The organism is Clavibacter sp. B3I6, assembly GCF_030816895.1.
In the GTDB taxonomy this organism is placed as follows: Bacteria; Actinomycetota; Actinomycetes; order Actinomycetales; family Microbacteriaceae; genus Clavibacter.
Genome location: NZ_JAUSYL010000001.1, coordinates 251,622 through 276,010, shown reverse-complemented (window position 1 = coordinate 276,010; position 24,389 = coordinate 251,622). Strand labels below are relative to the sequence as shown.

Annotated in this window: 17 protein-coding genes and 3 pseudogenes; 5 read left to right on the top strand and 15 right to left on the bottom strand. The window is 70.8% G+C overall.

The genetic code is table 11. The features are described 5' to 3' along the window. The first annotated feature begins 37 nt into the window (after positions 1 to 37). From tal to pgl, 5 genes and pseudogenes are all read left to right on the top strand, one after another. A pseudogene (tal, locus tag QFZ62_RS01275) lies at positions 38 to 1,154 on the top strand (transaldolase). After that, positions 1,151 to 2,746, top strand: coding sequence for a glucose-6-phosphate isomerase (locus QFZ62_RS01270; protein ID WP_307500953.1), 1,596 nt, complete (start codon positions 1,151 to 1,153; stop codon positions 2,744 to 2,746). Before tal ends, QFZ62_RS01270 begins: the two are co-directional and overlap by 4 nt. 38 nt (positions 2,747 to 2,784) lie before the next feature. Beyond that, positions 2,785 to 4,326 (top strand): glucose-6-phosphate dehydrogenase, encoded by a 1,542-nt coding sequence (gene zwf / locus QFZ62_RS01265; RefSeq protein ID WP_307500952.1) that lies wholly within the window; start codon positions 2,785 to 2,787, stop codon positions 4,324 to 4,326. Next, positions 4,323 to 5,318, top strand: coding sequence for a glucose-6-phosphate dehydrogenase assembly protein OpcA (locus QFZ62_RS01260; protein WP_307500951.1), 996 nt, complete (start codon positions 4,323 to 4,325; stop codon positions 5,316 to 5,318). The genes zwf and QFZ62_RS01260 overlap by 4 nt, the downstream gene beginning before the upstream one ends. Beyond that, entirely contained in the window at positions 5,318 to 6,088 is a 771-nt protein-coding gene (pgl, locus tag QFZ62_RS01255) for a 6-phosphogluconolactonase (RefSeq protein ID WP_307500950.1), read from the top strand. The genes QFZ62_RS01260 and pgl overlap by 1 nt, the downstream gene beginning before the upstream one ends. Positions 6,089 to 6,239: 151 nt before the next feature. Here pgl and QFZ62_RS01250 read toward each other — a convergent pair whose 3' ends face one another. From QFZ62_RS01250 to QFZ62_RS01180, 15 genes and pseudogenes are all read right to left on the bottom strand, one after another. After that, positions 6,240 to 6,608 (bottom strand): RNA polymerase-binding protein RbpA, encoded by a 369-nt coding sequence (locus QFZ62_RS01250; RefSeq protein WP_307500949.1) that lies wholly within the window; start codon positions 6,606 to 6,608, stop codon positions 6,240 to 6,242. An 11-nt stretch (positions 6,609 to 6,619) separates the two neighbouring features. After that, positions 6,620 to 6,871, bottom strand: coding sequence for a preprotein translocase subunit SecG (gene secG / locus QFZ62_RS01245; RefSeq protein WP_012299313.1), 252 nt, complete (start codon positions 6,869 to 6,871; stop codon positions 6,620 to 6,622). A 141-nt stretch (positions 6,872 to 7,012) separates the two neighbouring features. Then, positions 7,013 to 7,816 carry a triose-phosphate isomerase gene (gene tpiA, locus QFZ62_RS01240; RefSeq protein ID WP_307500948.1) on the bottom strand — a complete coding sequence of 268 codons (804 nt, stop codon included), beginning with the start codon at positions 7,814 to 7,816 and terminating at the stop codon, positions 7,013 to 7,015. Continuing rightward, a complete protein-coding gene (gene pgk / locus QFZ62_RS01235) occupies positions 7,807 to 9,021 on the bottom strand; it encodes a phosphoglycerate kinase (RefSeq protein ID WP_307500947.1) in 1,215 nt (404 codons plus the stop codon). The genes tpiA and pgk overlap by 10 nt, the downstream gene beginning before the upstream one ends. 6 nt (positions 9,022 to 9,027) lie before the next feature. Continuing rightward, the gene (gene gap, locus QFZ62_RS01230; RefSeq protein WP_307500946.1) at positions 9,028 to 10,035 is read right to left on the bottom strand and encodes a type I glyceraldehyde-3-phosphate dehydrogenase; all 1,008 of its coding nucleotides are present in this window, start codon (positions 10,033 to 10,035) and stop codon (positions 9,028 to 9,030) included. 120 nt (positions 10,036 to 10,155) lie between these two features. Next, positions 10,156 to 10,782: a superoxide dismutase gene (locus tag QFZ62_RS01225; RefSeq protein WP_307500945.1), complete on the bottom strand. Its 627-nt coding sequence runs from the start codon at positions 10,780 to 10,782 to the stop codon at positions 10,156 to 10,158. A 134-nt stretch (positions 10,783 to 10,916) separates the two neighbouring features. Continuing rightward, positions 10,917 to 11,897: a DNA-binding protein WhiA gene (gene whiA / locus QFZ62_RS01220; protein WP_012299318.1), complete on the bottom strand. Its 981-nt coding sequence runs from the start codon at positions 11,895 to 11,897 to the stop codon at positions 10,917 to 10,919. Between the two features lie 29 nt (positions 11,898 to 11,926). Further along, on the bottom strand, positions 11,927 to 12,802 hold the full coding sequence (gene rapZ / locus QFZ62_RS01215) for an RNase adapter RapZ (protein ID WP_307500944.1): 876 nt from the start codon (positions 12,800 to 12,802) through the stop codon (positions 11,927 to 11,929). Positions 12,803 to 12,878: 76 nt separating this feature from the next. Then, entirely contained in the window at positions 12,879 to 14,807 is a 1,929-nt protein-coding gene (gene uvrC, locus QFZ62_RS01210) for an excinuclease ABC subunit UvrC (protein WP_307500943.1), read from the bottom strand. Then, positions 14,807 to 17,723 (bottom strand): annotated as a pseudogene (gene uvrA, locus QFZ62_RS01205) (excinuclease ABC subunit UvrA). The gene uvrC and the pseudogene uvrA overlap by 1 nt, the downstream one beginning before the upstream one ends. A 91-nt stretch (positions 17,724 to 17,814) precedes the next feature. Continuing rightward, complete coding sequence (gene uvrB, locus QFZ62_RS01200) at positions 17,815 to 19,881, bottom strand: excinuclease ABC subunit UvrB (RefSeq protein ID WP_307500942.1); 2,067 nt, start codon at positions 19,879 to 19,881, stop codon at positions 17,815 to 17,817. A gap of 10 nt (positions 19,882 to 19,891) precedes the next feature. Further along, a pseudogene (coaE, locus tag QFZ62_RS01195) lies at positions 19,892 to 20,507 on the bottom strand (dephospho-CoA kinase). An 88-nt stretch (positions 20,508 to 20,595) separates the two neighbouring features. After that, positions 20,596 to 22,050 carry a 30S ribosomal protein S1 gene (gene rpsA, locus QFZ62_RS01190; RefSeq protein WP_086513559.1) on the bottom strand — a complete coding sequence of 485 codons (1,455 nt, stop codon included), beginning with the start codon at positions 22,048 to 22,050 and terminating at the stop codon, positions 20,596 to 20,598. Between the two features lie 161 nt (positions 22,051 to 22,211). Further along, positions 22,212 to 23,891: a DUF885 domain-containing protein gene (locus tag QFZ62_RS01185; protein WP_307500941.1), complete on the bottom strand. Its 1,680-nt coding sequence runs from the start codon at positions 23,889 to 23,891 to the stop codon at positions 22,212 to 22,214. Then, positions 23,888 to 24,346 (bottom strand): PTS sugar transporter subunit IIA, encoded by a 459-nt coding sequence (locus QFZ62_RS01180; protein WP_307500940.1) that lies wholly within the window; start codon positions 24,344 to 24,346, stop codon positions 23,888 to 23,890. Before QFZ62_RS01180 ends, QFZ62_RS01185 begins: the two co-directional genes overlap by 4 nt. Between the last annotated feature and the right edge of the window lie 43 nt (positions 24,347 to 24,389).

The window sequence follows — 24,389 nt, the reverse complement described above, 5'->3', positions numbered from 1 at the left end:
TCCCCCTGTACCTCACAACCAGCATGAAGAAGGCAACATGACCGACACCACTTCCCCCACCGCGCAGCTCTCCGCCGCGGGCGTCAGCATCTGGCTCGACGACCTGTCCCGCGAGCGCATCGATGCCAAGGGCATCGAGAAGGTGATCGCCGAGCGCGACGTCGTCGGCATCACCACGAACCCCACCATCTTCGCGTCGGCCCTCGCCAAGGGCGAGGCGTACGACGCCCAGGTCCGCGAGCTCGCGGCCGACGGCGCCGACGTCGACCGCGCGGTCTTCGAGATCACCACCCGCGACGTCGGCGAGGCCGCGCGCATCTTCCGCCCCGTCTACGACCGCACCGCCGGATTCGACGGCCGCGTCTCCATCGAGGTCTCCCCCGACTTCGCCAACGACACCCAGGCCACGATCGACGAGGCCCACAAGCTCTGGGACAAGATCGCCGAGCCCAACGTCATGATCAAGATCCCCGCCACCCGCGAGGGCCTCGAGGCGATCACCGAGGTCATCGGCGCCCGGCATCAGCGTCAACGTCACCCTGATCTTCTCGCTCGAGCGCTACCGCGAGGTCATCAACGCGTACCTCACCGGCCTCGAGAAGGCCAAGGCGGCGGGCATCGACCTGTCCACCATCCACTCGGTCGCGTCCTTCTTCGTGTCGCGCGTCGACACCGAGATCGACAAGCGCCTCGACGCGCTCGGCACCGACGAGGCCACCTCGCTCAAGAGCAAGGCCGGCGTCGCCAACGCGCAGCTCGCCTACCAGGCGTTCGAGCAGTCCTTCGCGTCCGAGCGGGCCCAGGGCCTCCTCGGCGCCGGCGCCAACAAGCAGCGCCCCCTCTGGGCCTCGACGGGCGTCAAGAGCCCCGACCTGCCCGACACGCTCTACGTCACGCAGCTCGTCGCCGCGGACGTCGTCAACACGATGCCCGAGAAGACGCTCGACGCGACCTTCGACCACGGCGTCATCGAGGGCGACACCATCACGGGCTCCTACGACGCCGCGAACGACGTGCTCAACCGCGTCGACGCGCTCGGCATCTCCTACAAGGAGGTCACCGAGCTCCTCGAGGAGGAGGGCGTCGCGAAGTTCAAGGTGTCGTGGAGCGAGCTCATCGAGACCGTCACCAACGCCCTGGACGGCGCCCAGTGAGCGTCCGCATCGCGCTGAGCGGCGCGGCGGCCACGGCCGTCGAGACCCACGTCCCCGCGCTCGTCGAGGCGCACGTCGCCTCCGGCATCACGGGGCTCGACGGCACGCTGTGGGGCCCGGACGCCGAGTCCGAGGCCACGAAGCGCCTCGGCTGGACGCAGGCGGTCACCGTCTCGCGTCCCCTCGTCGCCGAGATCACGGCGCTCCGCGAGGAGCTCCGCGGCCAGGGCGTCGACCACATCGTCCTCGGCGGCATGGGCGGATCCTCGCTCGCGCCCGAGGTCATCACCCGCACCGCGGGCGTCGAGCTCACCGTCCTCGACTCGACCGACCCGGGCCAGGTGCTCGCCGCCCTCGGCGACCGCCTCGCGACCACGGCCGTCGTCATCTCGTCGAAGTCAGGCTCCACGCTCGAGACCGACAGCCAGAAGCGCGTGTACGAGAAGTCGTTCCGCGAGGCGGGCATCGACCCGACCGCGCGCATCGTCATCGTGACCGACCCGGGCTCCCCGCTCGACGAGTCCGCGCGCGCCGATGGCTACCGCGTCTTCAACGCGGACCCCGACGTGGGCGGCCGCTACAGCGCGCTGACCGCGTTCGGCCTCGTGCCGTCCGGCCTCGCCGGCGCCGACATCTCCGGCCTGCTCGACGAGGCCGAGGCCGCGTCGGCGCAGCTCGCCGTCGACGACGTGTCGAACCCGGGCCTCGTGCTCGGCGCCGCGATCGCCGGCACCTCGCCGCTGAAGGACAAGCTGGGCATCGTCTCCGACGGCACGCACATCGTGGGCTTCGGCGACTGGGTCGAGCAGCTCATCGCGGAGTCCACCGGCAAGCTCGGCACGGGCCTCCTGCCCGTCGTGCTGCCGACCGACGCGCCCGAGCTCGGCCTCGACCTCGCCGACCTGCAGATCGCGCGGCTCGTCGCCGACGTCGACGCGCACGAGGCGGCCGAGGGCGAGATCGTCATCAGCGGCACGCTCGGCGCGCAGATCCTCACGTGGGAGTACGCGGTCGCCGTCGCGGGACGCCTGCTGGAGATCAACCCCTTCGACCAGCCCGACGTGGAGGCCGCCAAGGTCGCCGCGCGCGGCCTGCTCGACGACCGTCCCGCCCCCGAGGCCCCCGTCGTCACGACGGACGGCATCGAGGTGCGCGGCACGAGCGAGGTCACCGAGGGCGCGACCGACGTGTCGTCCGCCATCGACGCCCTGCTCGCGCAGGTCGGCCCCACGGGATACGTGGCCGTCCAGGCCTTCGTCGACCGCCTCGCCCTCCCCGAGCTCGAGCGCCTCCGCGACGCCGTCGCCCGCAAGGTCGGACGTCCGGTCACGTTCGGCTGGGGACCCCGCTTCCTGCACTCCACGGGGCAGTTCCACAAGGGCGGCACCCCCGTCGGCGTGTTCCTGCAGATCACCGCGGACGCGGCCGAGGATCTGGCGATCCCCGACCGGCCCTTCACCTTCGGCGAGCTCATCCAGGCCCAGGCCGCCGGCGACGCCACCGTGCTCGCCGAGCACGGCCGTCCGGTCCTGCGACTGAACCTGACCGACCCCACCACGGACGCCCGGGCCCTGCTCTCGACGCTCGAATGACCGCATCGCCGGATCCGTCCGGCAGATCGAGGAGTTACATGTCGCCGGTGGATATCACCCCGGAATTCAATCCCCTGCGGATCCCGGCCGATCGTCGGCTGAACCGCATCGCGGGGCCGAGCAGCCTCATCATCTTCGGCGTGACGGGTGACCTGTCGCGCAAGAAGCTGATGCCGGCCGTCTACGACCTCGCCAATCGGGGGCTCCTGCCCCCCGGCTTCGCGCTCATCGGCTTCGCCCGGAGGGACTGGGAGGACCAGGACTTCGAGCAGGTCGTGTACGAGGCCGTCAAGCAGTACTCGCGCACCAAGTTCGACGAGGACGTCTGGCGCCAGCTGGCGCAGGGCATCCGCTTCGTGCAGGGCACCTTCGACGACGACGAGGCGTTCCAGACGCTGAAGGACATCACCGAGGAGCTCGACCGCGAGCGGGGCACGATGGGCAACCACGCGTTCTACCTGTCGATCCCGCCGAAGTCCTTCCCGCTGGTCACCGAGCAGCTCCGCCGCTCGGGCCTCGCGGACCAGAAGGAGGGTCACTGGCGCCGCGTCGTCATCGAGAAGCCCTTCGGGAGCGACCTCACGACGGCCCGCGAGCTCAACGCGGTCGTCGAGTCGGTCTTCCCGCCGGACTCGGTGTTCCGCATCGACCACTACCTGGGCAAGGAGACGGTCCAGAACATCCTGGCGCTGCGCTTCGCGAACCAGCTGTACGAGCCCCTGTGGAACGCCAACTACGTGGACCACGTGCAGATCACCATGGCCGAGGACATCGGCGTGGGCGGACGAGCCGGGTACTACGACGGCATCGGCGCGGCCCGCGACGTGATCCAGAACCACCTCCTGCAGCTCCTCGCCCTCACTGCCATGGAGGAGCCCGTCGCGTTCGACGCGTCGAGCCTCCGGGACGAGAAGGAGAAGGTGCTGTCGGCGGTGCGCCTGCCGAAGGACCTGTCCACCGCCACCGCCCGCGGGCAGTACGCCGGCGGCTGGCAGGGCGGCGAGGAGGTCGTGGGCTTCCTCGACGAGGAGGGGATGGATCCCCAGTCCTCGACCGAGACCTACGCGGCCATGCGGCTCGACATCAACACGCGCCGTTGGTCGGGCGTGCCCTTCTACCTGCGGGCGGGCAAGCGCCTCGGCCGCCGCGTGACGGAGATCGCGGTCGTGTTCAAGCGCGCCCCGCAGAACCTGTTCGCGGAGGACCAGACCTCGGCGCTCGGGCAGAACGCGCTCGTCATCCGGGTGCAGCCCGACGAGGGCGTCACCATCCGCTTCGGCTCCAAGGTGCCGGGCGCGGGGATGCAGGTGCGCGACGTCACCATGGACTTCGGCTACGGCCACGCCTTCACCGAGGCGAGCCCGGAGGCGTACGAGCGGCTCATCCTCGATGTGCTGCTCGGCGACCCGCCGCTCTTCCCCCGCCACCAGGAGGTCGAGCTGAGCTGGAAGATCCTGGACCCCATCGAAGAATTCTGGCGCACGCAGGGCCAGCCCGAGCAGTACCGTCCGGGCACCTGGGGGCCGGCCTCGGCCGACGAGCTCCTCGCCCGCGACGGACGGACCTGGAGGCGGCCATGAGAGTCGATCTGCCGAACACCACCACCGCCAAGATCTCGAAGGCGCTCGTCAAGATCCGCGAGGAGGGCGGCGCCGTCGCCCTCGGCCGCGTCCTGACCCTCGTGATCTCCACGTCGCTCGGCAGCGAGGAGGAGGCCATCGAGGCCGCCAACGACGCGTCGCGCGAGCACCCCATGCGCGTCATCGTGATCTCGACCGAGCGCGGAGCCGCCCGGGAGACGACCACCGAGACGGCCCGGGTCGACGCCGAGATCCGCGTGGGCGGCGACGCCGGCGCGAGCGAGGTCGTCGTCCTCCGCGTGTACGGTGCGGCCGCCGAGGACGAGGAGAGCCTGGTCACCGGCCTCCTCCTCCCCGACGCGCCCGTCGTCGCCTGGTGGCCGCACGACGCTCCCGCGGTGGTCAGCCAGTCGCCGCTCGGCCGCATCGCGCAGCGCCGCATCACGGACTCGTCCACGAGCAGCAACCCGCGCGTGACCCTGCAGCACCTCGCGGAGACGTACGCCCCCGGCGACACGGACTTCGCGTGGACGCGCCTCACGCTGTGGCGGGCGCTCCTCGCGGCGGTGCTCGACCAGCCGCCGTACGAGCCCGTCACGCAGGTGGAGGTGTCCGGCGCCGCCGACTCCCCCTCCACCGTGCTGCTGGCGGCGTGGCTCGGACTGCAGCTGCAGGTGCCCGTGCTGCACGAGGTCACCACCCGGGCCACCGGCTCGAGCGGGATCCACGGCGTGCGGCTCCACCGCGCGTCGGGGGTCATCGACCTCGACCGGCCGATCGCCAACGTCGCGACGCTCAAGCAGCCCAACCAGCCGACGCACGATGTGAGCCTGCCCCGCCGGAGCCTCCGTGACTGCCTGGCCGAGGAGCTGCGGCGCCTCGACCCCGACTCCCTCTACGGGGACGTGATCCGTCACGGCCTCGAGCGGGCGACGGCGGGCCACGGCTACATCACCGCGTCGACGACCGCACGGAAGGACTCGGACGACTGATGACGAACGACCGCAGGGTGCTCGTGCACCCCGACAAGAAGGCCATGACCGGCTCCGTCGCCGCGCGCTTCCTCACGAAGCTCGTCGACATCCTGGATGAGGAGGAGGCGGCCAACGTCGTCCTCACCGGGGGGACGGTGGGCCCGAGCATCCTCGCGGCCGTCAACGAGTCCGCGGCGCGCGACAGCGTCGACTGGACCCGCGTCCACTTCTGGTTCGGCGACGAGCGGTGGCTGCCCCAGGGGGACCCGGAGCGCAACGACACCACGGTGCGCGACGCCCTGCTTGACCACATCGACGTGCCCGCGGCGAACATCCACGCCATGGGCGCGAGCGACCAGGGTCTGAGCCTGGAGGAGGCCGTCGCGGCGTACCGCGCGGAGCTCGCCGAGCACGCCAACGGCGACTCCGGCCTCCCCCGCTTCGACATCACGTTCCTCGGCGTCGGACCGGACGGGCACGTGGCGTCGCTCTTCCCCGACAGCGAGGGGATCCGCACGATGGACGCCGCGGTGATCCCCGTGCGCAACTCCCCCAAGCCGCCGGCCGAGCGCATCTCGCTCACGCTCCCGGTGCTGAACTCGTCGCTGCGCATCTGGATGGTGCTCGCCGGGCCGGACAAGGCGTTCGCGCTGGGTCTCGCCCTCGCGGGTGCCGACCGCACCGAGGTGCCCGTCGCGGGCATCAAGGGCCGCAAGCGGACGGTGTTCTTCATCGACCGCGAAGCGGCCGCGGACGTGCCGGAGAACCTGATGCTGTCGTCCTACTGACGACGGCGCCGGGCGCACCGGCGCGAGCACGACACAGGGCGGGTCCTCCGGGACCCGCCCTTCGTCGTCCGCCCGTGCGACCGCCCGCGACCGCATGCAGAACGCCCCCGTCCTCACGGACGGGGGCGTTCGACGAGATGGGAGCGGGGACCTACTTCGTGGCCTTGACGGTCCCGCGACGCGCCCGGAGCTGCTCGAGCGCCTCCTCGAGGAGCTGGCTCGCCTCCTCCTCGCTGCGACGCTCCTTCACGTACGCGAGGTGCGTCTTGTAGGGCTCCAGCTTGGCGACCGACGGCGGGTTCGCCTTGTCGCGCCCAGCCGGGAGACCCGACTGCGGCGAGTCGATGGTGACCGGGATCTCGTCCTCTGGCAGGTTCGCCGCGAAGTGGCGGACGGTCTCGTTGCCGAGGGCGTCCCAGTACGAGATCGAGATGCGCTCCGCGTGGAAGCCCCTGTCCTGCTCGCCCATGGGGCCCGCGCCGACGCGCGAACCGCGGATGGCGCTTCCTCCTGATGCCATGTGGCTGCTCCCTACAATCCGGTGTCGAACTTGGTGATCAGCCCGAGGACCACGATGCACGTGACCCAGATCAGGCCGAGGATGACGGTGATGCGGTTCAGGTTCCGCTCGGCCACGCCCGACGAGCCGAGGCTCGACGTGGTGCCGCCCCCGAACATGTCGGACAGACCGCCGCCCCGCCCCTTGTGCAGGAGGATGAGCATGGTCAGCAGGAGGCTGGTGATTCCCAGAACCACCTGCAGGACTACCTGGAGGATTTCCACGTGCGGCCTTTCGGGTGCGCGGTGCTGTGGCCGAGTCGACCGTGATCGGCCGATGGGCCGTTGTCGATTATAGCGGCAGGCTGGATGCGGCGAGCCGTCCGCACCCGGTGGGGCGCGGACGGCTCGGGATGCGCGTGCGGCTCAGACGCCGACGTGCGAGCGGAACCGCGCGATGGCGGAGAACTCCTGCACGTCCAGGCTCGCGCCGCCGACGAGGGCGCCGTCGACGTCCGGCTCGCGGAGGAACCCCGCGATGTTGCCGGACTTGACGGAGCCGCCGTAGAGGATGCGCGTGGCCTTCGCGGCCTCGTCGCCGAGGAGCTCGGCGACGACGGCGCGCAGCGGCGCCGCGACCTGCTGGGCCTGCTCCGGCGTCGCGGCCTGCCCGGACCCGATGGCCCAGACCGGCTCGTAGGCGACGACGACATCGGCGCCCTTCGGCAGCCCCTGCAGCGCGACGCGCAGCTGGGCCACGGGGACGGCGCTCGCGCCGTGCTCCTCGAGGTCGGCCGCGGTCTCGCCCACGCAGATCACCGGGACGATGCCGTGCGTGACGGCCGCCGCGGACTTCGCCGCCACCTGCTCGTCGGTCTCGCCGTGCAGCGTGCGCCGCTCGGAGTGCCCGACGATCACGTAGCGGCATGCGAGCTGCGCCAGGAACGCCGCGGAGATCTCCCCCGTGTACGCGCCGGACTCGTGCTCGGAGACGTCCTGCGCGCCGTACGCGAGCTCGAGCTTGTCGGCCGAGACGAGCGTCTGCACGCTGCGGATGTCGGTGGCCGGCGGGAACACCGCGACCTCCGCCTCCGCGTAGTCGTGCTTCGCGTCCTTGAGGCTCCATGCGAGCTTCTGCACGAAGGCGATGGCCTGGAGGTGGTCCAGGTTCATCTTCCAGTTGCCCGCGATGAGGGGCGTGCGCCCCTGCGGGCGATCGGTCACTGCCATCCGAGGACCTCCAGTCCCGGCAGGCGCTTCCCCTCGAGGAACTCGAGGCTCGCGCCGCCTCCGGTCGAGATGTGACCGAAGCGGTCATCATCGAATCCGAGCGCGCGGACGGCCGCGGCGCTGTCGCCGCCTCCGACCACGGACAGTCCCTCGACGCGCGTGAGCGCGTCGGCGACCGTCTTCGTGCCGGCCGCGAACGGCTCCAGCTCGAAGACGCCCATGGGGCCGTTCCAGAACACGGTCGTCGAGCCGCGGATGATCGTCGCGAACGCGTCGGCGGTCTCGGGCCCGATGTCGAGCCCCAGCCCCTTCGCGCCCGCGGGCGTCCCCTCGATGGCGTCGGCGCCGGTGACCTCGTGCGCGGCGTCGGCGGAGAACCCGTCGGCGACGACCACGTCGGTCGGGAGCACGATCTTCACGCCCCGCTCCTCGGCCTCGGCCAGGTAGCCGCGGACGGTCTCGACCTGGTCCTCCTCGAGGAGGCTGGATCCGACCTCGTGGCCCTGGGCCTTGAGGAACGTGAACAGCATCCCGCCGCCGATGAGCAGCGAGTCGACGCGCGGCAGCAGGTGGCCGATGACGCCGAGCTTGTCCGACACCTTGGATCCGCCGAGGACGACCGTGTACGGCCGCTCCGGGTTCTCCGTCAGCCGGTCGAGGACCTCGAGCTCGCTGGCGATGAGCGAGCCGGCCGCGCTGGGCAGCGCGGACGCGAGCTCGAACACGCTGGCCTGCTTGCGGTGGACGACGCCGAAGCCGTCGGAGACGAACGCGTCGCCGAGCTCGGCGATCCGCTCGGCGAAGCCGCGGCGCACGGACTCGTCCTTGCTCGTCTCCTCCGCGTGGAAGCGGAGGTTCTCGAGCACGACGACGTCGCCGTCGCCGAGGGCCGCGACGGCCGCGGCGGCGGAGTCGCCCACGGTGTCCGCGGCGAAGGCGACGTCGACTCCGAGCAGCTCGCCGAGGCGGGCTGCGACGGGCCGCAGGCTGTACTTCTCATCGGGCGTGCCGTCGGGACGGCCGAGGTGCGAGATCACGACGACGCGGGCGCCGGCCTCGCGGAGACCCGTGAGGGTCCCCAGCGAGGCGCGGATGCGCCCGTCGTCGCCGATCACGCCGTCCTTCAGGGGGACGTTGAGGTCGCAGCGCACGATGACGCGGCGTCCCCGGAGATCCCCCAGGGAGTCGATGGTGCGGAGTGCCACGGCCGGTTACAGGCGGTCGGCGACGTACTCGGTGAGGTCGACGAGGCGGTTGGAGTAGCCCCACTCGTTGTCGTACCAGGACGCGACCTTGACCTGCGAGCCGATGACCTTGGTGAGGCCGGCGTCGAAGATCGAGGAGTGCGGGTCGTTCACGATGTCGCTGGAGACGATGGGGTCCTCGGTGTACTTGAGGATGCCCTTGAGGGGGCCCTCGGCGGCGGCCTTGTACGCGGCGTTGACCTGCTCGACCGTGACGTTCGCCGTGGTCTCGATGGTGAGGTCGGTGATCGAGCCGGTGGGCACGGGCACACGCAGCGCGTAGCCGTCGAGCTTGCCGACGAGCTCGGGGATCACGAGGCCGAGGGCCTTCGCGGCACCCGTCGACGTGGGGATGATGTTGAGCGCGGCGGCGCGGGCACGGCGGAGGTCGCTGTGCGGGCCGTCCTGCAGGTTCTGGTCGGCGGTGTACGCGTGGACCGTCGTCATGAGGCCGCGCTCGATGCCGAACTCGTCGAGGAAGACCTTGGCGAGGGGCGCGAGGCAGTTGGTGGTGCAGGACGCGTTGGAGATGACGTCGTGCGTGGCGGGGTCGTAGGTGCCCTCGTTGACGCCGAGGACCAGGGTCGCGACGTTGTCGCCCGTGGCGGGCGCGGAGACGAGGACCTTCTTGGCGCCGGCGGCGATGTGCTTGCGCGCGTCCTCCGCCTTGGTGAAGCGGCCGGTCGACTCGATGACGATCTCGACGCCGAGCTCGCCCCAGGGGAGGTTCGCGGGGTCGCGCTCCTCGAGGACGCGGATGGCCTTGCCGTTGACGACGATGTTGTCGCCGTCCAGCTCGACGGTGGCGTCCAGGCGGCCGTTGACGGAGTCGTACTTGAGCAGGTGCGCGAGCGCCTTGTTGTCGGTGAGGTCGTTCACCGCGACGATCTCGATGTCGCTGCCCTTGGCGAGCGCGGCGCGGAAGTAGTTGCGGCCGATGCGGCCGAAGCCGTTGATGCCGATCTTGACGGTCACGTGTTCTCCTGATGTTCTGCGCGCTCGGGGGCGGCGGTGGGTGGTGGAGGGTCTTCGGGGAGCCTGGCGTGCGGATCCGAGGGCGGCCGGGGTCTCCCGGCCGGCCGCCCCCGGATGCGGCTACGAGAGGAGGAAGAGGCCCTGCGTCTTGGTGCGGGCGGCCTCGAAGCGCGCCTGCACGTCGGCCCAGTTGACGATGTTCCAGAACGCCTTGACGTAGTCCGCCTTGACGTTGACGTAGTCGAGGTAGAAGGCGTGCTCCCACATGTCGAGCAGGAGGATCGGGACGGTGCCCGCCGCGAGGTTGCCCTGGTGGTCGTACAGCTGCTCGATGATGAGCTTCTGGCCGAGCGAGTCCCACGCGAGGATGCTCCAGCCGGAGCCCTGGATGCCGAGGGCGGAGGCGGTGAAGTGCGCCTGGAACTTGTCGTACGAGCCGAAGAACTCGTCGATGGCCGCGGCCAGCTCGCCGGTGGGCTTGTCGCCGCCGTCCGGGCTGAGGTTGTTCCAGAACACGGTGTGGTTCACGTGGCCCGCGAGGTTGAACGCGAGGTCCTTCTGGAACTTGTTGACGAAGGTCAGGTCTCCGGCGTCGCGCGCCTCCTGCAGCTTGACGAGGGCGGTGTTCGCGCCGTCGACGTACGTCTTGTGGTGCTTGTCGTGGTGCAGCTCCATGATGCGGCCGCTGATGTTCGGCTCGAGGGCCGAGTAGTCGTACGGGAGGTCGACGAGAGTGTAGTCAGCCATAGGTGTATCTCCTCTTCATTGCCCGGGGGCTCCCGGCCAGAGGCCGGGGGTGGGTGACGGATCGAGTCTAGTCCGGCGGCCCCCCGCGCCACCTGGCCGGATGACGCCCGGCGTCCGCACCGGACGGCGCGCGATCAGACGTCGTCGAGGTCGGCGGGCAGGTTCGCGTCGGTGCCGGGCAGGCCCTCGTCGACGGCCTTCTTGTCGGCCATGGCCAGCAGCCGGCGGATGCGGCCCGCGACCGCGTCCTTCGTCATGGGGGGGTCCGCGTGGTGGCCGAGCTCGTCGAGGCTGGAGTCGCGGAAGCGCAGGCGCAGGTCGCCCGCGTACTTGAGGTGCTCGGGGATGTCCGGGCCGAGGATCTCCATGGCGCGCTCCACGCGCGCGCACGCGGCGACGGCGGCCTGGGCGGAACGGCGCAGGTTGGCGTCGTCGAAGTTGACGAGCCGGTTGGCGGTGGCCCGCACCTCGCGGCGCTGGCGCATCTCCTCCCAGTTCACGACCGTGCCCTGGGCGCCCATGGCCCGCAGCATCTGGCCGATGGCGTCGCCGTCGCGGATGACGACGCGGTGCACGCCGCGGACCTCGCGCGCCTTCGCGCTCACGTCGAGCCGACCCGCGGCGCCGACGAGCGCCATGGCCGCCTCGTTGCCGGGGCAGGTGACCTCGAGCGCCGCCGAGCGGCCGGGGTCCGTCAGCGTCCCGGCGGCGAGGAACGCCCCGCGCCACACGGCCGCGATCTCCTCCCGGGAGCCCGTCGTGAGGCGGTTGGGGAGCCCGCGGATGGGGCGGCGCCGGGCGTCGAGCAGGCCGGTCTGGCGGGCGAGGGTCTCGCCGCCCTCCATGACCCGGACCAGGTAGTGGGTGGCGCGGCGCATGCCGGACGCGGGGATGACGGAGATGTCGCTGCGGACCCCGTAGAGCTCCGCGAGGTCCTTGCGGACGCGGCGGGCGAGGAGCGGGGTGTCGAGCTCGGACTCGACCGCGATGCGGTTCGAGATGAGGTGCAGACCGCCGGAGAAGCGCAGGATGGTGGCCAGCTCGGCGGCCCTCACCGTGGTCTTGCTGACCTCGACGCGTGACAGCTCTTCCTTGACGTCCGAGGTCAGAGGCAAATGCTTACTCCCTTGATGAGATGGGTGCCCTACTCCCGGCCGAGGTCGCGGTGCTTGGTGCTGACAGCGACGCCGGGAAGGGCGCGGAGGAGGCTGGAGAGCTCCTCGGCGACGGCGACCGAGCGGTGCTTGCCGCCGGTACAGCCGATAGCGATCGTAGCGTGTCTCTTGTTCTCGCGCTGGTAGCCGGCGAGCACCGGGGCCAGGGCGCCGGCGTAGGCGTGGACGAACTCCTCCGCCCCCTCCTGGCCGAGCACGTAGTCGCTGACGGCCTTGTCGCGGCCGGTCAGCGGGCGGAGCTCCGGGGTCCAGAAGGGGTTCGGCAGGAAGCGCATGTCGGCCACCATGTCGGCGTCCGCGGGCGTGCCGTACTTGAAGCCGAAGCTCATGACGGTGACGCGCACGCCGGCGTCGTCGGCCCCGCTGAACTGCTCGGTGATGGTCGTGGCGAGCTGGTGGATGTTGAGCTCGGACGTGTCGATGACGATGTCGCTCGCCTCGCGGATCTCGATCATGCGGGCGCGCTCGGCGGCGATGCCGTCGAGCAGCGTGCCGTTGCCCTGCAGCGGGTGCGGTCGGCGCACCTGCTCGAAGCGCCGCACGAGCGCCGCGTCCGTGGCCTCGAGGAACAGGACCCGCAGCCGCGGACCCGTGCCGAACGTCTGCAGGACGTCCCGCAGCTCCGAGAAGAAGTCGCCGCCGCGGACGTCGACCACCGCGGCGATCTTGGGCAGCGACGTGCCCGCCCGGCCCGCGAGCTCGACGAGCGGCTTGAGCATCTGCGGCGGGAGGTTGTCGACCACGTACCAGCCGAGGTCCTCCAGGGCGTTGCCGACGGTGGAGCGGCCCGCGCCGGACATCCCCGTCACGATCATGACGTCCTGCTGGGGGATCTCCACGCTCATGCGGGCATGCACCTCTCGTCGCGCTGGTCGGTGGATCCAGTCTAGGTGGGACCCGCGACACCGGCCCGGGCGCGGGTCACGAGCGGAGCCGCTCGTACACGGCCTGCGCGAGCGTGGGGCCGATGGTGCGGACCGCGGCGATCTCGTCGACCTCGGCCTGCTTGAGCTTGGCGACCGACCCGAACTGCTGGAGCAGGCGCTGCACGCGCGAAGGGCCGAGGCCGGGGATCTCGTTGAGCACCGACGTGATGTCGCGCTTCCGCCGGGCGCGCTGGTGCGTGATGGCGAAGCGGTGCGCCTCGTCGCGGATGCGCTGGATGAGGAAGAGCGCGTCGCTGTTGCGCGGCAGGATGATCGGGTAGTCGGAGTCCGGCAGCCAGATCTCCTCGAGTCGCTTGGCGATGCCCGCCAGCTGGATCCCCGTGACACCCGACTCCTCGAGCGCCCGCTGGGCCGCGGCGACCTGCGGCTGCCCGCCGTCCACGATGAGCAGGTTCGGGCTGTACGAGAACTTGTTCACGGGCGGCGCCTCTCCGAGCTCGGGCGGCGCGGCGTCGGCCGGGACCTCCGCCTCCTTGCCGAGGTACGCGAGGCGGCGCGTGATGACCTGGTGGATCGACTCGGTGTCGTCGGTGGAGTCCGCGATGTTGAACCGGCGGTACTGGTCCTTCCGCGGCAGGCCGTCCTCGAACACGACCATGGACGCGACGATGTTGGTGCCGCTGAGGTGCGACACGTCGTAGCACTCCATCCGCAGCGGCGCGTCCGGCATGCCGAGCGCCTCCTGGATGTCGGCCAGGGCCTTCGACCGGGTGGTGAAGTCGGAGCTGCGTCGCGTCTTGTAGAGCATGAGGGCGTTCTGCGCGTTGGTGGCCGCGGTCTGCGCGAGCGCCGCCTTGTCGCCCCGCTGGGCGACCCGCAGGTCGACCTGCCAGGAGCTCGGCCGGCCGCGCCGCACCGTCCCGTCGTCCTCCCCGGCGGCCCGGCGCTGGCTGAGCCACAGCTCGAGCTCGGCCGCATCCGCCGGCAGCTCGGGGACGAGGACCTCGCGCGGCGGGTGCGCCTCGTCCTCGTAGGCGTTGTGCAGGACGGTCTCGACGAGCTCGCCGATGCCGATGTCGAGCTCCTTGTCGACGACCCACGTGCGCGTGCCGCGGATGCGTCCGCCGCGGACCATGAACTGCTGCACGGCGGCGGCGAGCTCGTCGGCGGCGATGCCGAACACGTCGGCGTCGACCCGGTCGTCGAACACGACGGCCGTCTTGGACAGGGCCGCCTCGAGCGCGCCGATGTCGTCCCGGTGCCGGGCGGCGGCCTCGTAGTCCATCTCCGCCGCGGCGTCCTTCATCCGCTGGGTGAGCTGGCCCACGTACTTCGAGTCGTTGCCGGCCATGAAGCTGACGAAGTCGTCCGCGATCTCGCGGTGCTCCTCCTCCGACACCCGGCCGACGCACGGCGCGGCGCAGCGGCCGATGTCGCCGAGGAGGCAGGGGCGGTTCGTCTGACGGGCGCGCTTGAAGGTGCTCTCCGAGCACGACCGCATCGGGAACACCTTGAGCATGTGGTCGACCGTCTCGCGGATGGCCCAGACCTTCGTGTAGGGCCCGAAGTACTTGGCACCCCGGATCTTGCGGTTGCGGGTGACCACGACCCGGGGATACTCCTCCCCGAGCGTCACCGCCAGGTACGGGTACGACTTGTCGTCCCGGAACTTGACGTTGAAGGGCGGGTCGAACTCCTTGATCCACGTGAACTCGAGCTGCAGCGCCTCGAACTCGCTGCCCACGACCGTCCATTCGACGCCCGCGGCGGACGTGACCATCCGGCGGGTGCGCTCGTGCAGGCTCTCGAGCGGCGCGAAGTAGTTGGCGAGCCGCGCGCGCAGGTTGTTGGCCTTGCCCACGTAGAGCACGCGGCCAGCCGCGTCGCGGAAGCGGTACACGCCCGGCGACGTGGGGATCTCCCCCGCTGCCGGGCGGTAGCCGACGGTGTCGGTGCGGGCCATCAGACGGCCGCGCGCTCCTCGCGCGCACGCGTGGCCCCGGCGGCCTCGGCCTCGGCCTCGAGCACCTCGCGGAGGAAGCCGCCGGTGTAGCTCTCGGGCACCGTGGCGAGGTGCTCGGGCGTGCCGGTGGCCAGCACCGTGCCGCCGCCCGCGCCGCCCTCGGGGCCCATGTCGATGAGCCAGTCGGCGGACTTGATGACGTCGAGGTTGTGCTCGATGACGATGACCGTGTTGCCCTTGTCGACCAGCCCGTTGAGCACGAGGAGGAGCTTCCGCACGTCCTCGAAGTGCAGGCCTGTGGTCGGCTCGTCGAGCACGTAGATGCTGCGGCCGTTCGAGCGGCGCTGCAGCTCGGTGGACAGCTTGACGCGCTGCGCCTCGCCGCCGGAGAGCGTGGTGGCGCTCTGGCCGAGCCGCACGTAGCCGAGGCCCACGTCGACCAGCGTCTTCATGAAGCGGTGGATGGCCTGGATGGGCTCGAAGAACTCCGCCGCCTCGCTGATGGACATGTCGAGCACCTCCGCGATGCTCTTGCCCTTGTAGTGGACGCTGAGCGTGTCGCGGTTGTAGCGCGCTCCCCCGCAGACCTCGCAGGCCACGTAGACGTCGGGCAGGAAGTTCATCTCGATCTTGATGGTGCCGTCGCCCGAGCACGCCTCGCAGCGCCCGCCCTTGACGTTGAAGCTGAAGCGGCCGGGGAGGTAGCCCCGGGCCTTCGCCTCGGTCGTCTCGGCGAAGAGGGTGCGGATCCGGTCGAAGACGCCCGTGTACGTGGCGGGGTTCGAGCGGGGGGTGCGGCCGATGGGGTTCTGGTCGACGTGGACGACCTTGTCGAGGTTCTCGAGCCCCGTGACGCGCGAGTGCTTGCCCGGCACCTTGCGGGCGCCGTTGAGCTCGTTGGCGAGCACCCGGTAGAGGATGTCGTTGACGAGGGACGACTTGCCGGATCCGCTGACCCCCGTGACGGCCGTGAGCGTGCCGAGCGGGAACGACGCGCTGACGTTCTGCAGGTTGTTGGCCCGCGCCCCCACCACCTGGATCTGCCGCTTCCGGTCGATCTTGCGGCGCTTGGTCGGCGTGGCGATGGCGCGGCGCCCGGCGAGGTAGTCGCCCGTGAGCGACTCGCGGTTCTCGAGGAGCCCCTCGTAGGAGCCGGAGTGGACGACCTTGCCGCCGTTCACGCCCGCGCCCGGTCCGATGTCGACGACCCCAGTCGGCCGTGCGGATGGTGTCCTCGTCGTGCTCGACGACGATGAGCGTGTTGCCGAGGTCGCGCAGCTTGACGAGCGTCTCGATGAGCCGCCGGTTGTCCCGCTGGTGCAGGCCGATGCTCGGCTCGTCGAGCACGTACAGCACGCCCGTGAGGCCCGAGCCGATCTGCGTGGCCAGGCGGATGCGCTGCGCCTCGCCGCCCGAGAGCGACGCGGCCGCCCGCGCGAGGTTCAGGTAGTTGAGGCCGACCTCGATGAGGAACTCCAGGCGCACCCGGATCTCCCGCAGCACCTGGGCGGCGATGTGCGCCTCGCGGTCCGTGAGCTCGAGCTGCGCCATGAACGCCTGGGCGTCCGAGAGGCTCATCTCGGCCACGTCGGCGATGTTCGCACCGTGCACGAGCACCGCGAGGACCTCGGGCTTCAGGCGCTTGCCGTCGCAGACCGGGCACGGGATCTCGCGCAGGTACTCGCCCCAGCGCGCCCGCTGGTTGTCCGTCTCCGCCTGCGCGAACTGGCGCTCGATGTAGGGCATGACGCCCTCGAAGCCGGACGAGTAGGTCATCTCTCGGCCGTAGCGGTTCTTCCACTTGACCTGCACCTCGAAGTCGTTGCCGCGGAGGACCGCCTCGCGGACCTCCTCCGACAGCTTCCGCCAGGGGGTGGTGAGCGAGAACTTGAGGTCGCGGGCGAGGCCGGCCAGGAGCTTCTCGTAGTACTGGAACAGGCCCTTGCCCTGCGTGGTCCACGGCAGGATGACGCCGTCGGCGATGCTCAGCGACTCGTCGCCGATGAGGAGCTCCTGGTCGACCGACATGCGCGTGCCGAGGCCGGAGCACTCGGGGCAGGCGCCGAACGGCGCGTTGAAGGAGAAGGTGCGCGGCTCGATCTCGGTGAGCTGGATGGGGTGGTTGTTCGGGCAGGACAGCTTCTCCGAGTACGTGCGGAGCCCTCCGGGGCCCTCGACGTCGACGAAGTCGATCATGACGATGCCGTCGGTGAGGCGCAGCGCCGTCTCGAGCGAGTCGGTGAGGCGCCCGAGGATGTCGTCGTTCGCGACGAGGCGGTCGACCACCACGGAGATGTCGTGCTTGTACTGCTTCTTGAGCTTGGGCGGCGAGCTGAGCTGGATGAGCTCCCCGTCCACGATGGCGCGCGAGTACCCTCCGGAGGCGAGCTCCGCGAACAGGTCGACGAACTCGCCCTTCTTCTGCGACACGATGGGGCTGACGATCTGGTACCGCGTGCCGGACTCGAGCTCCATGAGCTGATCGGCGATCTGCTGCACGGTCTGGCGGGAGATGCGCTCCCCGCAGACGGGGCAGTGGGCGACGCCGATGCGGGCCCAGAGGAGTCGCATGTAGTCGAAGATCTCGGTGATGGTGCCGACCGTGGACCGCGGGTTGCGGTTGGTCGACTTCTGGTCGATGGAGACCGCGGGGCTCAGGCCCTCGATGAAGTCGACGTCGGGCCGGTCGACCTGGCCGAGGAACTGGCGCGCGTACGCGGAGAGCGACTCGACGTAGCGGCGCTGGCCCTCGGCGAAGATCGTGTCGAAGGCGAGGGACGACTTGCCGGACCCGGAGAGGCCGGTGAAGACCACCAGCGAGTCGCGCGGGATGTCGAGGTCGACGTCACGGAGATTGTGGACACGGGCACCACGGACGCTGAGGAGGGAGGAGGACTCGACGGGGGAGATTGACACCCGTCCATCGTATGCGCCGCCACCGACAGAGCAGACGGAGGGGAGCGGCGGCGGCCTCCGGCCGTGTTCGCCCCCGCTCCCCCGACGCCCCTCAGGACAGGTGCCCGGCCTTCTCCATCTGGCGCAGCTCGCGCTTGAGGTCGCCCAGCTCGTCGCGGAGGCGCGCCGCCAGCTCGAACTTGAGCTCGCCCGCGGCCTGCAGCATCTGGTCGTTGAGGTCGGAGATGATGGTCTCCAGCTCGTTCGCGCCGGCCGCCGCCTTGCCCTCGCGACGGAGGTTCGGCGTGGGCGACCGCTTGCCGCCGCCGCGACCCTCGAGCATCTTCTTGGTGTCCTCGCCCTCGCGCGCCAGGATCTCGGTGATGTCGGCGATGCGCTTGCGCAGCGGCGTCGGGTCGATGCCGTGCTCGGTGTTGTAGGCCACCTGCCGCTCGCGGCGGCGGTCGGTCTCGTCGATGGCGCGCTTCATGCTGTCCGTGAGCACGTCGGCGTACATGTGCACCTCGCCCGAGACGTTGCGGGCTGCGCGGCCGATGGTCTGGATGAGCGACGTGGACGACCGGAGGAAGCCCTCCTTGTCGGCGTCGAGGATCGCGACGAGCGACACCTCCGGCAGGTCGAGGCCCTCGCGCAGGAGGTTGATGCCGACGAGCACGTCGTAGACGCCGGCGCGCAGCTCGGACAGCAGCTCCACCCGGCGGAGCGTGTCGACGTCCGAGTGGAGGTAGCGCACGCGCACGCCCGCCTCGGCGAAGTAGTCGGTGAGCTCCTCGGCCATCTTCTTCGTGAGGGTGGTCACGAGGATGCGCTCGTCCTTCTCGACGCGGATGCGGATCTGCTCGAGGAGGTCGTCGATCTGGCCCTTCGTGGGCTTCACGACGATGGCGGGATCGATGAGACCCGTCGGGCGGATGATCTGCTCCACCACGCCGTCGCCCATGCCGAGCTCGTACTTGCCCGGTGTGGCCGACATGTAGACGGTCTGGCCGACCCGCTCGGTGAACTCGTTCCACTTCAGCGGCCGGTTGTCGAGGGCGCTGGGCAGGCGGAAGCCGTGCTCCACGAGCGTGCGCTTGCGCGACGAGTCGCCCTCGAACATGGCGCCGATCTGCGGGACGGTGACGTGCGACTCGTCGATGACGACCAGGAAGTCGTCCGGGAAGTAGTCGAGCAGGCAGTGCGGCGCCTCGCCGGGCGAGCGCCCGTCGATGTGGCGCGAGTAGTTCTCGATGCCCGAGCAGAAGCCGATCTGCTGCATCATCTCGATGTCGAAGTTGGTGCGCATGCGCAGCCGCTGGGCCTCGAGCAGCTTGCCCTCGCGCTCGAGCACCGCCAGCCGCTCCTCGAGCTCCTGCTGGATGGTGCCGATGGCCCGCTGCATGACCTCGGTCTCGGCGACGTAGTGCGATCCGGGGAAGACGGAGACCGAGTCCATCTTGCGGACCACGTCGCCCGTGAGCGGGTGCAGCGTGTACAGCGCCTCGATCTCGTCGCCGAACATCTCGATGCGGATGGCCAGCTCCTCGTACATCGGGATGATCTCGATGGTGTCGCCCCGCACGCGGAAGTTCCCGCGCGAGAAGTCGACGTCGTTGCGCTGGTACTGCATGGACACGAACTTGCGGATGAGCGTGTCGCGGTTGATCTGCATGCCGACCTGGAGCGCGATCATGGCGTTCATGTACTGCTCGGGCTGGCCGAGGCCGTAGATGCAGGAGACGGTGCTGACCACCACGACGTCGCGCCGACTGAGCAGCGAGTTCGTGGTGGAGTGGCGGAGGCGCTCGACCTCGGCGTTGACCGACGAGTCCTTCTCGATGAAGGTGTCCGTCTGCGGGACGTACGCCTCGGGCTGGTAGTAGTCGTAGTACGAGACGAAGTACTCCACGGCGTTGTCCGGCATGAGCTCGCGGAACTCGGTGGCGAGCTGCGCGGCCAGGGTCTTGTTGTGCGCCAGGATCAGCGTGGGCCGCTGCACCTTCTCGATGAGCCAGGCTGCCGTCGCCGACTTGCCGGTGCCGGTGGCGCCCAGGAGGACGACGTCGGGCTCGCCGGCGTTGATGCGACCGGCCAGCTCGGCGATGGCCGTGGGCTGGTCGCCGCTCGGGGAGTACTCGCTGACGACCTTGAAGGGGCGCACGGACCGGGTGGGCTGCATGCCTCCGAGTCTACGAGCGGCCTCCGACACCGCCGGACAGGTTCGCCCAGAGCCGATCCGTCTGCGCGAGCGTGCTCGCGAGGGACTCCCCCGAGTCGATGACGTCGTCGGCGACCTGGAGCCGGTCCTCGTCCGCGCGCCTGCGACGCGATGCGGCGCTCGGCCTCCTCGCGGGCCATGCCGCGGAGCTCCATCAGACGGCGGATCCGCTCCTCGCGCGGAGCGTGGACCACGACGATCCTCTCGAACTCGTCGACGCGGCCGGACTCGACGAGGAGAGGGATGTCGTAGACGACGACCGCGTCGGGATCCGCCTCCCCGGCCTCGGCCATCCGGCGCGCCGAGAGGGCGCGGACGGCGGGGTGCGTGATGGCCTCGAGGTCGCGACGGGCATCCGGATCCTGGAACACGATCGCCCCGAGGGCCGGGCGGTCGAGCGTGCCGTCGGCGGCGATCACCCCGGGGCCGAAGGACCGCGCGATCTGCGCCAGCGCCGGCGTGCCGGGCTCGACGACCTCGCGGGCGAGCCGGTCGGCGTCGATGCGCACCGCCCCGAGCTCCGCCAGCCGGTCGGCCACCACCGTCTTGCCCGCGGCGATGCCGCCCGTCAGTCCGATCACCCGCATGGATCCAGCCTAGGCGGGGAGCCTCCCCGGGGACGACGGAGGCGGCCCTCCCGGAAGGGAGAGCCGCCTCGTCGTGGTGCGGGTGGGACTACTTCGAGCTGGACAGCTTCTCGCGCAGGGCGGCGAGGCTCTCGTCGTCCGCCAGCGTGCCGGCGCCCGTCGAGTCGCTCGTGAAGCCGGGACCGGCGGACGTGATGCCCGTGTCGGCCGCCTCGGCCTCGGCTGCTGCCGCGACCTGCTTCTTGTGGGCCTCCCAGCGGGCCTGAGCGGCGGCGTACTGCTGCTCCCAGGTCTCGCGCTGGGCCTCGAAGCCCTCCTTCCACTCGTTGGTCTCCGGGTCGAAGCCCTCGGGGTACTTGTAGTTCCCCTGGTCGTCGTACTCGGTGAGCATGCCGTAGAGGGCGGGGTCGAACTCGGTGCCCTCGGGGTCGACTCCGTCGTTGGCCTGCTTGAGGCTCAGCGAGATGCGGCGACGCTCGAGGTCGATGTCGATGACCTTGACGAACACCTCGTCGCCGACGGACACGACCTGCTCCGCGAGCTCGACGTGCTTGCCGGAGAGCTCCGAGATGTGCACGAGGCCCTCGATGCCCTCGGCCACGCGGACGAACGCACCGAACGGCACCAGCTTGGTGACCTTGCCGGGCGCGACCTGGCCGATGGCGTGCGTGCGGGCGAAGACCTGCCACGGGTCCTCCTGCGTCGCCTTGAGCGACAGCGAGACGCGCTCGCGGTCCAGGTCGACCTCGAGGATCTCGACGGTCACCTCCTGGCCCACCTCGACGACCTCGCTGGCGTGCTCGATGTGCTTCCAGCTGAGCTCGGAGACGTGCACGAGGCCGTCGACGCCGCCCAGGTCCACGAACGCACCGAAGTTGACGATCGAGGAGACCACGCCCTTGCGGACCTGGCCCTTCTGGAGGTTGTTGAGGAACGTGCTGCGGCTCTCGGACTGCGTCTGCTCGAGGAGCGCACGGCGCGACAGGACCACGTTGTTGCGGTTCTTGTCGAGCTCGAGGATCTTCGCCTCGATCTCCTGGCCGAGGTACGGCGTGAGGTCGCGGACGCGGCGCAGCTCGATGAGCGAGGCCGGGAGGAAGCCGCGGAGGCCGATGTCCACGATGAGGCCGCCCTTGACGACCTCGATGACGGTGCCGGTGACGACGCCGTCGGACTCCTTGATCTTCTCCACGTCGCCCCACGCACGCTCGTACTGCGCGCGCTTCTTCGACAGGATCAGACGGCCTTCCTTGTCCTCCTTCTGGAGGACGAGGGCCTCGACGGTGTCGCCGACCTTGACGACCTCCGTGGGGTCGACGTCGTGCTTGATGGACAGCTCACGCGAGGGGATGACGCCCTCGGTCTTGTAGCCGACGTCGATCAGGACCTCGTCCCGATCGATCTTCACGACGGTGCCCTCGATGAGGTCCCCGTCGTTGAAGAACTTCAGTGTCTTCTCGACCGCGGCGAGGAAGTCCTCAGCAGATCCGATGTCGTTGATCGCGACCTGCTTGGGCGCCTTGTCGGTCGTTGCGATTGTCATGTAGTTAGTGCTCCAGGATGGGCATGAATAAGGCCGCTGGCGCGGACCCGCGCGGGTACCGGTCGAGCGGCGGACGGATGGGTCGTCGCAGAACTGCGACAGTCGATCTTAGACCCGGCCCGGGGGGCGCGACAACCGCGCCGCACGGGCCGGGACGGGGATCAGCGGAGGACCGCGGCGCGCAGGGTGTCGAGGCCGACGCCGCCGACGTCGAGCGCGCGGCGGTGGAACTCGCGGACGTCGAACGCGGCGCCCTCCCGGCGGCGCGTCTCGTCGCGGAGGTCCTCCCAGATGCGCTGGCCCACCTTGTAGGACGGGGCCTGGCCCGGCCAGCCGAGGTAGCGGTTGACCTCGAAGCGCACGAACGACGGGTCCATGTTCACGTTGCGGCCCATGAAGTCGAACGCGTACGCGGCGTCCCAGACGGCGTCGCCGTCGGGCACGCGCTTGCCGAGGTGCACGCCGATGTCGAGCACGACGCGGGCGGCCCGCATGCGCTGGCCGTCGAGCATGCCGAGGCGGTCGGCCGGGTCGTCGAGGTAGCCGAGCTCCTGCATGAGGCGCTCGGCGTAGAGCGCCCAGCCCTCCGCGTGGCCGGACGTGCCGGCGAAGCGGCGCCAGGTGTTGAGCTCGGCCTTGTTGTAGGTGGCCTGGGCGATCTGCAGGTGGTGGCCCGGGACGCCCTCGTGGTACACCGTGGTCAGCTCGCGCCACGTGTCGAACTCGGTCACGCCCTCGGGCACCGACCACCACATGCGGCCCGGCCGGCTGAAGTCGTCCGCGGGGCCGGAGTAGTAGATGCCGCCCTCCTGCGTGGGGGCGATCATGCACTCGAGCGCGCGGATCTCCTCGGGGATGTCGAAGTGCGTGCGGCCCAGCTCCTCGACCGCGCGGTCGCTCGTCTCCTGCATCCAGGCTCGGAGGGCGTCCGTGCCGTGGAGCTTGCGGGACGCGTCACCGTCGAGGTGCGCGATGGCCTCGAGCACGCTCGCGCCGGGGAGGATCTCGCGGGCGATGGACTCCTGCTCCTCCGTCATGCGCGCCAGCTCGCCGACGCCCCACTCGTACGTCTCGTCGAGGTCGACCTCGGCGCCGAGGAAGGAGCGCGACCGGAGCGCGTACTGCTCGCGGCCCACGGCGTCCGCCTCGCGGCCGGCGGGCTCCAGCTCCGAGCCGAGGAACCCGGCGAGGCGCTCGTAGGCGGCGCGGGCCTCCTCGGCGCGTGCGCCGAGGTCCCGGCGGAGCGCGGCGGGCAGCTCGCCGGAGTCGGGGCGGGCGTCCTCGGCGAAGGAGCGGAAGAAGCCGTCGGGCGCCGCCTGGCGCTCGACCTGTCCGAGCACCTCGCGGACCTGGCGCCTGGCCGGCGTCTGGCCGCGGCGCACGCCCTCGCGCAGCGTCTCGATGTAGCCGTCGACCGCGCCCGCGACGTTGCCGAGGCGGGTGGCGAGGTGCTCCCAGTCGCCCTCGGTGGCGGTGGGCGAGATGTCGAAGACGTCGCGGATGCCCTGCGCGGGCGACGCGATGACGTTGAGGTCGGAGAGGTGGACGCCGGCGTCGTGCATCTCGACGTCGAGCTGGAGCTCGCGCGCGAGGTCCATGCGCGTGACCTCGTCCACCGCGTCGACGGGCGTCGCCCGGTCCAGCTGCCGGATGACCCGGCGCGCCGCCTCCGCGTGCGCGGCGTGGCCCGCGGGCGAGTGGTCGCCGTACTCCCCCTCGCGCCCCGGACGGCCGAGGTACACCCGCTCCTCGGGGTGCAGGTCGAGCGAGGCGTCGATCCACCCCTCGGCGATGCGGTCGATGTCCGTCTGCGGTCGGGGTGCCTTCGGCGTCGTCGTCATCCCTCGACCGTACCGGCTCCCAGGAGCGCCCGGACGGTCGCGGGATCGGTGGCGCCGCGCAGCTGCTCGGCCCGCACGGGGTCGAGCAGGATCTCCGCGAGACGCGACAGCAGGGCGATGTGGCCGCCGCCGGTGGCCGCGATGCCGATGACGATGCGGACGTCGTGCCCGTCCCAGTCCACGCCGTCGGGGAGGCGCAGGACGCTGATCGCATCCGCCGTCACGAGGTCGCGCCCCGCGGCGAACGAGCCGTGCGGCACGGCGACGCCCTCGCCGACGAAGGTGGACACCGAGCGCTCGCGCTCGACCATGGCGTCCACGTAGCCGGGCTGCACGGCGCCGGACGCGACGAGCGCCTCGCCGGCCTGCCGGATGGCGGCCTCGCGGTCGGCGGCGCGTGCGTCGAGCCGGATGGACCCGTCCGCGAGGAGGTCCGAGAGTCGTGCGTCCGTCATGCGCTGGTGCTCCTCGTGCTGGGGGTGGATGGGGGCCGTGCGG

What these genes read in the sequence shown, in the direction of transcription:
- zwf (WP_307500952.1), top strand. Translation starts at nt 2,785, where the DNA reads ATGTCGCCGGTGGATATCACCCCGGAATTCAATCCCCTGCGGATCCCG.
- QFZ62_RS01260 (WP_307500951.1), top strand. Translation starts at nt 4,323, where the DNA reads ATGAGAGTCGATCTGCCGAACACCACCACCGCCAAGATCTCGAAGGCG.
- pgl (WP_307500950.1), top strand. Translation starts at nt 5,318, where the DNA reads ATGACGAACGACCGCAGGGTGCTCGTGCACCCCGACAAGAAGGCCATG.
- QFZ62_RS01250 (WP_307500949.1), bottom strand. Translation starts at nt 6,608, where the DNA reads ATGGCATCAGGAGGAAGCGCCATCCGCGGTTCGCGCGTCGGCGCGGGC.
- tpiA (WP_307500948.1), bottom strand. Translation starts at nt 7,816, where the DNA reads ATGGCAGTGACCGATCGCCCGCAGGGGCGCACGCCCCTCATCGCGGGC.
- QFZ62_RS01225 (WP_307500945.1), bottom strand. Translation starts at nt 10,782, where the DNA reads ATGGCTGACTACACTCTCGTCGACCTCCCGTACGACTACTCGGCCCTC.
- rapZ (WP_307500944.1), bottom strand. Translation starts at nt 12,802, where the DNA reads ATGAGCGTGGAGATCCCCCAGCAGGACGTCATGATCGTGACGGGGATG.
- uvrC (WP_307500943.1), bottom strand. Translation starts at nt 14,807, where the DNA reads ATGGCCCGCACCGACACCGTCGGCTACCGCCCGGCAGCGGGGGAGATC.
- uvrB (WP_307500942.1), bottom strand. Translation starts at nt 19,881, where the DNA reads ATGCAGCCCACCCGGTCCGTGCGCCCCTTCAAGGTCGTCAGCGAGTAC.
- rpsA (WP_086513559.1), bottom strand. Translation starts at nt 22,050, where the DNA reads ATGACAATCGCAACGACCGACAAGGCGCCCAAGCAGGTCGCGATCAAC.
- QFZ62_RS01185 (WP_307500941.1), bottom strand. Translation starts at nt 23,891, where the DNA reads ATGACGACGACGCCGAAGGCACCCCGACCGCAGACGGACATCGACCGC.
- QFZ62_RS01180 (WP_307500940.1), bottom strand. Translation starts at nt 24,346, where the DNA reads ATGACGGACGCACGACTCTCGGACCTCCTCGCGGACGGGTCCATCCGG.